Raw genomic sequence first — 9,638 nt, forward strand, 5'->3', positions numbered from 1 at the left:
GGGGAGTATTCTGGCAATTTTGGACGAGGCTGGCTTTCGTTATCGGCTCGTTCCCGTGGGAGGCTCTGCGGCAGCTCCTTTCGAGCATCAAGGCTTCCCCTGGCAGGTCAATATTTTCGCGGTCAACGAGGGCCTTTAGGGACATGTTTATAGCTGCATCGAGTGTGGAGGCGGGTGAGTCATGAGGATCGTTTCCCGGCTGTTGAGAAAATTGGGGGCTTGTTTTCACACCCCGCCCCCGGTCTCCTTCGAGGAGAGACGTCTACAGCCGGTCAGCCGTCTCTTCGGCTTCGACCGGGGAATGCCGCTGGACCGTTATTACATCGAAAAATTTTTGCAGGAACATTCCTCCTGCATCACGGGAGAGGTCCTGGAGGTGGCCGACGACGGCTATACGCGAAAGTTCGGACATAACGTCGTTCCGCATGTTCTGCACGTCGATTCCTCGTCGAGGGGGGCGACGATCACGGGAGATCTCTCGAAACCGGAGACACTCCCCGAGGGGATTGCGGGTTGTTTCATCTGCACGCAGACGTTCAATTTTATCTACGATCTGGAACGGGCGGTGCAGGGAGCGCACAGGCTTTTATGGGGGGGGGGGTATTGCTGGCGACGGTGAGCGGCATATCCCAGGTCAGCCGTTACGACATGGACCGCTGGGGGGACTATTGGCGTTTTACGGTTTTGTCGGCCCAAAAACTGTTTACGGGGCATTTTCGTGAGGTGGCCGTCAAGGGCTATGGAAATGTCTTTGTTGCCAAGGCGTTTTTGGATGGGCTCTCCGTGGAGGATGTGAACGATACGGGCCTGCTGGATTTTTACGACGAGGACTATACGATCACGATAGGGGTTTTTGCGAGAAAATGAAGGATGCTATTCGACGGTGGATTCTAACGGGGCTTTCATGTCCTGCGGCAGCCTGCGTCCTGCGCCGTCTTTTGAGGGACGGCGTCTTTTGCGTCATGCTGCACCGGATAGGAGAAAAGGATCCGACGCGGCTGCCTCCGAACGAGGACATGAAGGTCTCCACTTCCTTCCTGGAGCGCTTCATTGTCGATGCCAAACGCAAAGGCTTCTCTTTCCTTTCCGTCTCACAGCTGCACGCCGCTCTGACGGGAGAGGGGCCCTGGCCCTCCCGTTCCCTTGTCCTCGCTTTGGATGACGGGTATCGGGACAATCTGACCGAGGGGTTGCCCCTGTTCGAGAGGCATGGCGTTCCCTTTACGATCTACCTGAGCACCGCCTTTATCGGCGGTTCCTGCGTGCCCTGGTGGTATGGCCTGGAGGGGCTGCTTACCTCGCGGCCTGCACTCCTCTGGGAGGGGAGGACCTGGGGTGTAAGGAGCGTCTCGGAGAAGAGTCGCCTCTTCATGCAAATTCGAGGACAGGCTCTGCTGGCCGACCAGGGGAGCGAGGCTTATGTCTCGGATCTTTACAAAGACAACGATTATGATTGCAGAAGTGCTGAGGGGCTTTTTCTGACGTGGGACGAGGTTCGGGCATTGCGGTCTCACCCTCTGGCCGAGCTGGGAAATCACGGGCACCGCCACCTGAACCTGCAAATGTTTTCTCGCGAGGCTGTCTGCAGGGAGTTCTCCTTGGCCAAGGAGGAGATAGCTCGGCAGACCGGGTGCGTTCCCGTACATTACGCTTACGCCTACGGTCTCTTCAGCGATGAGGCGCTTTCCGTCGTTCGCGAGATGGGCGCCCTTACCTGTATGACGACGGCTCCGGGGTGCGTGTCGAGGGGCGATAGGGAAAAACTTTGGGCTCTGCCGCGCTTCATGCTGTACGAGGGGATGTCGGTTGACGATTTGCTGGCTCAGTCGGCCTACGTTTCCCTGAGGAGGAGCCTCAGGGGATGAAAGGAGGACGGATAGCCGTTGTCCTTGCCTCTTTGGGGCCGGGGGGGGCCGAACGGATTATGGTTCGCCTCGCCGGACTTCTGGAACGGCAGGGATTTGCTGTCGACATCGTCGTTCCGGCGCCCCAGTCGGATGCCATGAAGGCCGGAGTCCCCGAGGGGGTGTCCTTGGTGGAACTCGATGGAGGACATTATTTCGAGTCGCTCCGTCTTTTCCACAGGATTTTCAAGACGAAAAATATCTTGATGCTTCCGTGGGCGTTTGTGGTCTTTTTCTGGAAGCTCTTCGCCTCGACGAGGAGTCTGACGCGTTATATCAGGCGTCGCAGACCAGGCCTCCTCCTGACGGCCCATTACAACGCCATGACGCTGGCGGCAAATTTCCTTGCCGGCAAGCCATCCCGGGTTGTCGTGACGGAGCACACGCTGCTTTCGGAGCACCTGAGGCGTCAGGTTGCTCCCGTCCGCGTTTGCTTTTCCACGATGTGCCGCCTTTTTTATCCTAAAGCCGATCGCGTCGTCGGGGTCTCCTCCGCCGTCGCCGCTGACTTGACCGCCCATTTTCGCGTCCCCGCGGACCGGGTTGGGCACATCTATAATCCCGTGGTGGGAAGCGCCCTGAAAAGGAAGGCGGAAGAGGCTTGCGTTCACCCGTGGCTGGCGGACAAAACGATCCCTACCTTGATTTCCGTCGCGCGCCTGAGCCCCGAAAAGGATTTCGACACCCTGCTGGAGGCATTTTCCCTGTTGAGGCGGGCGATGTCGGTTCGATTGCTCGTCCTTGGAGATGGTCCGGACCGAGGCCGCCTCGAACGCAGAGCTATGGATCTGAAGATCGATGCGGACATCGACTGGATGGGGATGGTTGCCAACCCACTTCCGTTTGTGAGGGATGCCGACGCCCTGGTGTTGTCGACCTTCTACGAGGGGCTTCCGACGGTCCTGATCGAGGCGCTGTACGTCGGGACGACCCCGGTGGCGACGGATGCTCCGGGGGGGATTCGTGAGATTTTGGAGGATGGCAGGTATGGCTACATAGTCCCGATGCAGGATGCCCCCGCCCTCTCCGAGGGAATGCTGAAGGCCCTGCACCAGCCGATGCCGAAGAGGGTGCTGCAGGAGCGCGCCGAAGCTTTCTCCGAGAAACAGGCCGTTGACGCCTACATGGATCTTTTTCAAAAGATGGGGTTCTCTGTTTGAGTACGTCTGTTATCATGTTGTGGAGTAGTCCTTTGGAACGGATATCGCATGAAACAAGGAGGAAAAAGTTGGAATGATCCGTCGTTTATACGCTGATAATTTTCTTTGCCTAGTCAATTTTGAGGCTCAATTCGAGGCGATGAACCTCCTTATGGGAGCTAACGGTTGCGGAAAGTCGACGATTTTTGAGCTGCTGAGCAGGATTCAGCGCTTGCTGGCAGCTGGTGCGAAAATTACGGAGGTCTTTCCTCCAGAGGATCTCACTCGATGGGTCCAGTTGGACACTCAGAACTTTGAGATGGATGTAGAAGGAAAGGAGGGGCTGTATACCTATAAACTGAGAATTGAGCATACGAAGGACCGCAAGAAGGAACGTATTGAGCGGGAGGAACTGCTTTTTGACGGAAAACCGCTCTTCCTCTACGAGGAGGGGGAGGCCCATCTCTACCATGATGATCACGAACCTGGCCCAGTCTATCCCTTTGACTGGAGCTTATCCTCTTTGTCGATCATTTCTCCCAGGCAGGACAACACAAAATTGACCTGGTTCAAGGATTGGCTGGAACAATTGGTGATTTTGCGGCCACAGTCTCAATCCATGGCAGCGCTCTCCGATGAGGAGGCAGATCATTTGGATAGAGAGGGAAGTAACTTTGCCTCTTGGTATCGTTTCCTTTCTCAGGAGCATCAGGATAAAATTTTTTCTTTAAGGGAAAAATTGAAGGATGTGATTCCGGGGTTCCACGCTTTTAAGCTGGAGCAAGAGGGGAAGGCACGTATTTTAAAGGTAGGGTTCACCTCCGACGATGAGGAGAAGAAAAATTCTCCTCTGTATTTTGATTTTGATCATCTTTCAGACGGACAGCGTATTCTTTTTGTCCTCTACACCCTTTTGTGCGATGCGGAGGGAGAGCGACGTACTCTTCTCCTGGACGAGCCTGGGAATTATCTGAGTCTCGACGAGATACAACCTTGGCTTGTGGAGCTCAGCGATATCTGTGGAGAGGGTACGGTACAGGCAATTCTGATCAGTCACAACCCTGAGCTGATCGATTATCTTGGGGGAGCTTACGGATTATGGATGGAGCGGGAACCCCTAGGTCCGTCCAGGATAAAAAAACTTTCACTGAAACTGGAGAATGAGCAAAAATCAGAGGGGACGTCGGAGCGGGCACTCAAGTTGTCTGAGCTTGTTTCCAGAGGCTGGCTGGAATGATAAAACGTCGGGTAAGGGTAGTGTTTCTCTGTGAGGATAAGCAGCAGGAGTATTTTCTCAGGCATCTTTTTGTAGAAATGGGCTGGCCGAAGAGGGAGTTGCATTTTGAAACGAGCCCTTCTGGGAAGGGCGATGCATCCAAGTGGGTCATTCAGAACTTCCCCACGCAGCTCCAAGCATACAGACAGCGTAAAAACAAGGCAGTTTCGGCCCTTGTGGTGATGGTGGATGCGGACACCCGGTCCGTTGACTACAGGATCAAAGAACTTGAGGCATCGTGTGAACGAGGTATTTCTTTTAGAGGCCCAGAGGAGGCTGTCGCCATTGCCGTTCCCAAACGTAATATCGAGACTTGGATCGCCTTTTTAAAGGGAAATAATGTTGACGAAACGCAAAATTACAAGCCGCAGGGAAATAAAGAGGAGAGTGAATGTCGTCCTTTTGTTTCCAATCTTGCGGGGTACTGTAAAAAACAGGCGTTGCCAACCAATGCTCCCGCTTCTCTCCATGCTGCCTGTAAGGAATATCGCGATCGTATCGTTCCCATGTTAAAGAATTGAGGAACTCAACAAGCTCCTAGCGCGTAGGCGTTGTAGAGCGGGGTACCTGAGAAAATCCTAAAAGGAGGACTTCTGGAGTCCTATGGTTAAATGCTTTCCCTCCTTCTCCATCGTCACCGTCTGTCTCAACGCTGCCGGGACGGTCGAGCAGGCCCTGGACAGCGTTCTCTCTCAGACCTGCCCTCCGTTCGAGTACATCGCCATCGATGGCGGTTCGACGGATGGCACCCGGGCGATCCTTGAGCGCTATCGACCGCGGCTGACCCATGTCGTCCTCGAGCCGGATGAGGGCATCTACGACGCCTTCAACAAGGGGGTGGCCCGTGCCACGGGGGATGTCGTCGGTATTCTCAACGCGGACGACCTCTACGCGCCCTGGGCCCTGGAGACGGTGGCGGAGGCATATCGGAAAAGCCCCGATACCGGTGTGTTTTATGGCAAGCTGGCCGTGGTGGACGAGGCGCGCCGCCGCTGGACGGTCTACCCGGTGGGCGACCACCGCCTCCTTACCGGTCGTATGAGCATCGCCCACCCCGCGACCTTCGTCGCGGTGCGGATGTACGAACGATACGGACTCTTCGATCCCTCCTGCCGGGTCTCGGGGGACTGGGAGTTCATTCTCCGTCTTTTCCGGGCCGGGGAGCGTTTCTGTGCCATTGATCGTGTGCTGACGGCCTTCCGCAACTCGGGGATATCGTCGGCCTACACGCCGCGCCTTCTGGCGGAGAACCGGCGGATTTATAAAAGCATCCTGCCCCGTTGCCCGGCATGGAGGGCCATTCTCAAAATGCACCTGAAGCACTGGGGCAGGGGGTTGATCAATGCGCTGGGGCTGGCGGAGGCTTATGCCCGCTATCGTGACGGACGGCTTTTGAACGCCGAGCGAACGGGGGCGTTCGACGGCGATTTCGAGGAGCTCTGGAGGCTCCTGTCCCGACAGGATGACGGGAGCCTCTGAGCCATGGATGAGGCAAATCCGGATGAATCAAATCCCTTCGGAATCGGGATTCGTCGTACTGCGCCCGTCGGAGGAGACGTGCAGGGTCATATCGACGGTGGTCCCGCTTCGGATGTAGGGCAGGATCCTGACGTAGGAGGGATGGATGCCGGGCAGGGTCAGGCTTTCGTCCAGGCCGGCCCAGAAGAGCGGTCCCTCGTCGCTCTCCCGAAGCTCCCCGCTGAAATCATGACAGACGAAGTAGTACGATACGTACTCCCGGTCCTCGCCGTCCCGGAATACGTGCAGGATCCCCGCGAAGGTCAGTTCTCCGACGGTATAGCCCGTCTCCTCCAGCATCTCGCGCGCGCAGGCGGCACGAAGGGACTCCCCCCTCCGCTTTCGCCCCCCGGGCACCGTCGCCTCGCCCTTGTAGGGCTCCCTGGCACGCCGGATCAACAGAATTTTGTCGTCCCGAATCAGAAAACAAAAGACGATGGGGACGCAATAGGCGCAATGCTCCCAGCTCTCCGCACTCATCGGGGTTCCTCCTTCATCTCGATATACTGTACAATTTGTGGTCCGAAGCGGAATCCATGCTGAAAAAACTCAAGCTTTGCCGGTATCCGCCGCTGCAGTCCAGCGGTCGGCGTCCGACAGGTTTTCCATGGCGTTCACGACGTTCGCGAACAGGTCGGGAACATCGAGGCGCAGGGTCTCCAGGAGGTCCTTCACGCGCCGGCGCTCCGTACCGCCCGCGAAGGGACAGACCGTCTCCAGGACCGGGAGCCCCAGCCGCTTCACCTCGTCGATGATCGCCGCCTCGGGAGAGGCGATCAAGGGCCGGATGACCGTGACGTTCGACCTCGTCATGTGGGCCGTCGGCTGGAAGCTGCGTGCCCGACCGGCCCGGAGAAGGTTCAAGAAGAAGGTCTCCACTGCGTCGTCCAGGCTGTGTCCCAGCGCCAGCCGGTTGAAGCCGTTGTCGTGCGCCCAGGTGCTCAGCAGACCGCGCCGCATGTTGGCGCAGAAGCTGCACGGCGAACGCTCGGCGCGGTTCTCGATGATCTCCATGATGGGATGTTCGAGGGCCGTGTAGGGCACGTCCCGCGCGGTGCAGTACTCCCGCAGGTGCGAGACGTCCATCCCCGTCAGGGCGACGGTGCAGGCGGCCAGTTCGAAACGCACGGGGCTGCGGCGCCGGAGGTCGGACAGCGCGTGCAGCAGCAGCAGGCTGTCCTTTCCGCCCGAGAGTCCCACGACGATCCGGTTCCCCTCCGTGATCATGCGGTAACGTCCAAGGGCCCGGCCGATCCGGCGCCGGAGCGCCCGGCAAAGCGGTTCGTCCCAGAGCTTTTGTACTCTGTTCATCTTTTGAGGAGCAGGGCGGCGAAAGGCGTGACGATCAGGACAATCACCGTGCGGAACAGGTGGAAGATCAGGGATACGGGCGTCTCCGCGCCGGCGTCCGACGCGGACAGGGCCATGCCGGAAAGGGCGCCAGGCGCCGTCGCGTACACGGCCGTCTGGAGATCGATGCCGAAGAAGCGCGTCACGACGAACGCCATGCCGATGCAGAAGGTCAGGAGCAGCGCGATGTAGAAGAGAGCCGCGGGGACGGCCTCGGGATGCGCGCGCAGCGACGCGACGTCCGAGTTGGATACGATGACGTAGGCAACGAGAAGCTGCGAGACGACGGAGAGCAGATCTCCGCTCGGCAGCTCGCCGAGCGTGGCCCCCTTGACGAAAAGCCCGGCGACCATTCCCCCGACCATGACCCCGGAGGGGAGATGCAGAAGGCGTCCCAACAACCCGCCCAGAAGAACGGATACGGCGATGACGATCGATTCCCTCAAATTTGAAACTCCTTTTCCCCCATCGGACATCCGGGGCTTAGTACGACTTTTGTTTCAGGATAGACCGGGGATTGGGTTCGGGGTCAGTGTTCCACGAAAAGGATTGGCCCCGGATACCTCTTCAAGACCTCGTCGGCCGTCATGAGAGGAATGCCTTCGCACTTGGCCTGGGCCAAGAGAATCCTGTCAAACGGATCTTTATGACACATCGGAAGATCCATGACGGCAAGGGTGTGCAGGCTTGTTATGGGGATTTCGTAATATTGGTTATCCAGCAAACCACGTCGCAATACCTCCGGGTCCACTTTGAAATCCGGCCTGCCGATACCTTTTTTGATGACAATCTCCCAAATACTTGCAGGACTGAAGAACAACGTGTTCGCCTCGTCTGTCAGCAGGCTCTCGGTCTCTTTGGGCAAGGTATCCGCAGCGGCCCACAACAATATATGCGTGTCAAGCAGAAGCTTCATTCTCCTCCCTCAAAGAGGCCTCGCGTTTCCGCCCTGCCCATCGTGTCGAAATCGTCAGGCACCTGGATCATGCCCTTGAGAAAGCCGATTCGCGTTACAGGAGCAGGGACATAAGAGCTGACCGCAGCCACAGTATTTCCTCCTGCCCCGATGCTGGAGGAACTGCCGTTTGCTGCCCGTACAGGAAGCGGATGGAGATCTTTCTTTCTCTCCTGAATACCTGTCTGCTCCATGGATATCCCTCTCTTCAGAAATCATTTCCTTCATTTTATCATTATCGCCAATCGCAAGCATCGGACAAGACGCAGCTCCTTACTTGAGAGAGGCCATACGCTGCGGAGAGGATGCACCTGCATCTGGGGGGGAACCGCTTTGAAAGGCGTGGGGGTAACTGTTATAATTCCTTACTGTGTGTGCAAACAGGCGGCCTCCGAAGGGGCGGCCGCGGTTTTTCCTTACCGAAAGGAAGTGCAACAATGAAACTGAGCAACGACGAGGTGCGCGAGATCGCCCTGGAGGCAAGGCTGACCCTGGACGACGCCGAGCTGGAGAAGGCGGCTCGCTACATCAACAACTTCCTCTCCATGCTGGACCGCTTCAAGGAGCTGGATCTTAAAGAGGTGGAGCCCTTCTGCTTCGCGGAGAAGACGGAGTGCCCGCTTCGCGAGGACGTCCTTACCCCCTTCGGCGACGTGAAGGCGATCCTGGACGAGGGGCCGCATCGAGTTGGGGATTATTTCAAGGTCCCCCGCATCATGGAGGAATAGGCGATGGAGCTTTACGAGTTGAACCTGAGGTCGGCGGCCGAGGGTGTCCGGACAAAAAAATTTTCCGCTCTGGAGCTCTTCGACTCCTGTCTTGCCCGTGCCGCGGCCTGCGAGCCGAATCTCTCCGCTCTCATCACGACGACGGTCGAAGCCGGCCGCGAGATGGCGCGCAGGGCGGACGAGCGCCTGGCGAAGGGGGAGGAGCCGGGGCCCCTGGTCGGGGTTCCCGTCGTCCTGAAGGACAACCTCTGCACCAAGGGCGTGCGCACCACGGCGGGGAGCGCCATTCTGGGCGACTGGAAACCTCCCTACGACGCGACCGTCTGGGAGCTCCTGAGGGACGCCGGGGCCGTCCTGCTGAGCAAGTCCAATATGGACGAGTTCGCGATGGGCAACACCTGCGGCAGCTCGGCCTTCGGTCCGACGCGGAACCCATGGGACGCGACGCGCGTTCCGGGCGGCAGCTCGGGCGGAAGCGCGGCGGCGGTCTCGGCGGGCTATGCCCCGTTCTCGCTCGGCAGCGACACGGGGGGGTCCATCCGTCAGCCCGCCTCCTATTGCGGCGTCTATGGACTGAAACCGACCTACGGCTTGGTCAGCCGCTACGGCGTCATCTCCTACGGCTCCTCCCTCGATCAGGTCGGCCCCTTTGCCCGGACGGTCGGGGACCTGCACGTCATCATGGGCGTCCTGGCCCGTCACGACCCCAGGGACTCCAGCAGCGTCCGGGACAAGAGTCTTGACTTTTCCCCCATTCCGGAGGACCTG

14 protein-coding genes are annotated in these 9,638 nt (G+C 58.3%); 9 read left to right on the forward strand and 5 right to left on the reverse strand.

Going from position 1 to position 9,638, the window contains the following annotated elements:
• Positions 1-181 precede the first annotated feature (181 nt).
• The 7 genes from ABLA28_RS08560 to ABLA28_RS08590 all read left to right on the forward strand — a co-directional run bounded on the left by ABLA28_RS08560 (position 182) and on the right by ABLA28_RS08590 (position 5,798).
• Positions 182-619: a hypothetical protein gene (locus ABLA28_RS08560; RefSeq protein WP_347713303.1), complete on the forward strand. Its 438-nt coding sequence runs from the start codon at positions 182-184 to the stop codon at positions 617-619.
• The gene (locus ABLA28_RS08565; protein ID WP_347713304.1) at positions 604-867 is read left to right on the forward strand and encodes a hypothetical protein; all 264 of its coding nucleotides are present in this window, start codon (positions 604-606) and stop codon (positions 865-867) included. Before ABLA28_RS08560 ends, ABLA28_RS08565 begins: the two co-directional genes overlap by 16 nt.
• Positions 864-1,865 carry a polysaccharide deacetylase family protein gene (locus ABLA28_RS08570; protein WP_347713305.1) on the forward strand — a complete coding sequence of 334 codons (1,002 nt, stop codon included), beginning with the start codon at positions 864-866 and terminating at the stop codon, positions 1,863-1,865. The genes ABLA28_RS08565 and ABLA28_RS08570 overlap by 4 nt, the downstream gene beginning before the upstream one ends.
• Positions 1,862-3,064, forward strand: a complete 1,203-nt coding sequence (locus tag ABLA28_RS08575) for a glycosyltransferase (RefSeq protein WP_347713306.1) — start codon at positions 1,862-1,864, stop codon at positions 3,062-3,064. The genes ABLA28_RS08570 and ABLA28_RS08575 overlap by 4 nt, the downstream gene beginning before the upstream one ends.
• A gap of 73 nt (positions 3,065-3,137) precedes the next feature.
• Complete coding sequence (locus ABLA28_RS08580) at positions 3,138-4,280, forward strand: ATP-binding protein (protein WP_347713307.1); 1,143 nt, start codon at positions 3,138-3,140, stop codon at positions 4,278-4,280.
• The gene (locus tag ABLA28_RS08585) at positions 4,277-4,840 is read left to right on the forward strand and encodes a hypothetical protein (RefSeq protein ID WP_347713308.1); all 564 of its coding nucleotides are present in this window, start codon (positions 4,277-4,279) and stop codon (positions 4,838-4,840) included. Before ABLA28_RS08580 ends, ABLA28_RS08585 begins: the two co-directional genes overlap by 4 nt.
• An 82-nt stretch (positions 4,841-4,922) precedes the next feature.
• Positions 4,923-5,798 carry a glycosyltransferase family 2 protein gene (locus tag ABLA28_RS08590; protein ID WP_347713309.1) on the forward strand — a complete coding sequence of 292 codons (876 nt, stop codon included), beginning with the start codon at positions 4,923-4,925 and terminating at the stop codon, positions 5,796-5,798.
• 27 nt (positions 5,799-5,825) lie between these two features.
• Here the strand turns inward: ABLA28_RS08590 and ABLA28_RS08595 are convergent, their stop codons facing one another.
• The 5 genes from ABLA28_RS08595 to ABLA28_RS08615 all read right to left on the reverse strand — a co-directional run bounded on the left by ABLA28_RS08595 (position 5,826) and on the right by ABLA28_RS08615 (position 8,336).
• Positions 5,826-6,317, reverse strand: coding sequence for an NUDIX domain-containing protein (locus ABLA28_RS08595; protein ID WP_347713310.1), 492 nt, complete (start codon positions 6,315-6,317; stop codon positions 5,826-5,828).
• 69 nt (positions 6,318-6,386) lie between these two features.
• A complete protein-coding gene (locus tag ABLA28_RS08600) occupies positions 6,387-7,064 on the reverse strand; it encodes a tRNA 2-thiocytidine biosynthesis TtcA family protein (protein WP_347713311.1) in 678 nt (225 codons plus the stop codon).
• 80 nt (positions 7,065-7,144) lie between these two features.
• Complete coding sequence (locus ABLA28_RS08605) at positions 7,145-7,633, reverse strand: AbrB family transcriptional regulator (protein WP_347713312.1); 489 nt, start codon at positions 7,631-7,633, stop codon at positions 7,145-7,147.
• Between the two features lie 83 nt (positions 7,634-7,716).
• The gene (locus ABLA28_RS08610; RefSeq protein ID WP_347713313.1) at positions 7,717-8,103 is read right to left on the reverse strand and encodes a type II toxin-antitoxin system VapC family toxin; all 387 of its coding nucleotides are present in this window, start codon (positions 8,101-8,103) and stop codon (positions 7,717-7,719) included.
• Entirely contained in the window at positions 8,100-8,336 is a 237-nt protein-coding gene (locus ABLA28_RS08615; protein ID WP_347713314.1) for a hypothetical protein, read from the reverse strand. Before ABLA28_RS08615 ends, ABLA28_RS08610 begins: the two co-directional genes overlap by 4 nt.
• A 243-nt stretch (positions 8,337-8,579) precedes the next feature.
• Here ABLA28_RS08615 and gatC point away from each other — a divergent pair, with 243 nt between their 5' ends.
• Both gatC and ABLA28_RS08625 read left to right on the forward strand, forming a co-directional pair.
• Entirely contained in the window at positions 8,580-8,870 is a 291-nt protein-coding gene (gatC, locus tag ABLA28_RS08620) for an Asp-tRNA(Asn)/Glu-tRNA(Gln) amidotransferase subunit GatC (RefSeq protein ID WP_299300196.1), read from the forward strand.
• Between the two features lie 3 nt (positions 8,871-8,873).
• The coding region (locus ABLA28_RS08625) for an amidase (RefSeq protein ID WP_347713315.1) at positions 8,874-9,638 on the forward strand (765 nt) is incomplete at its 3' end.

This window comes from uncultured Fretibacterium sp. (assembly GCF_963544685.1).
Lineage (GTDB): Bacteria > Synergistota > Synergistia > Synergistales > Aminobacteriaceae > CAJPSE01.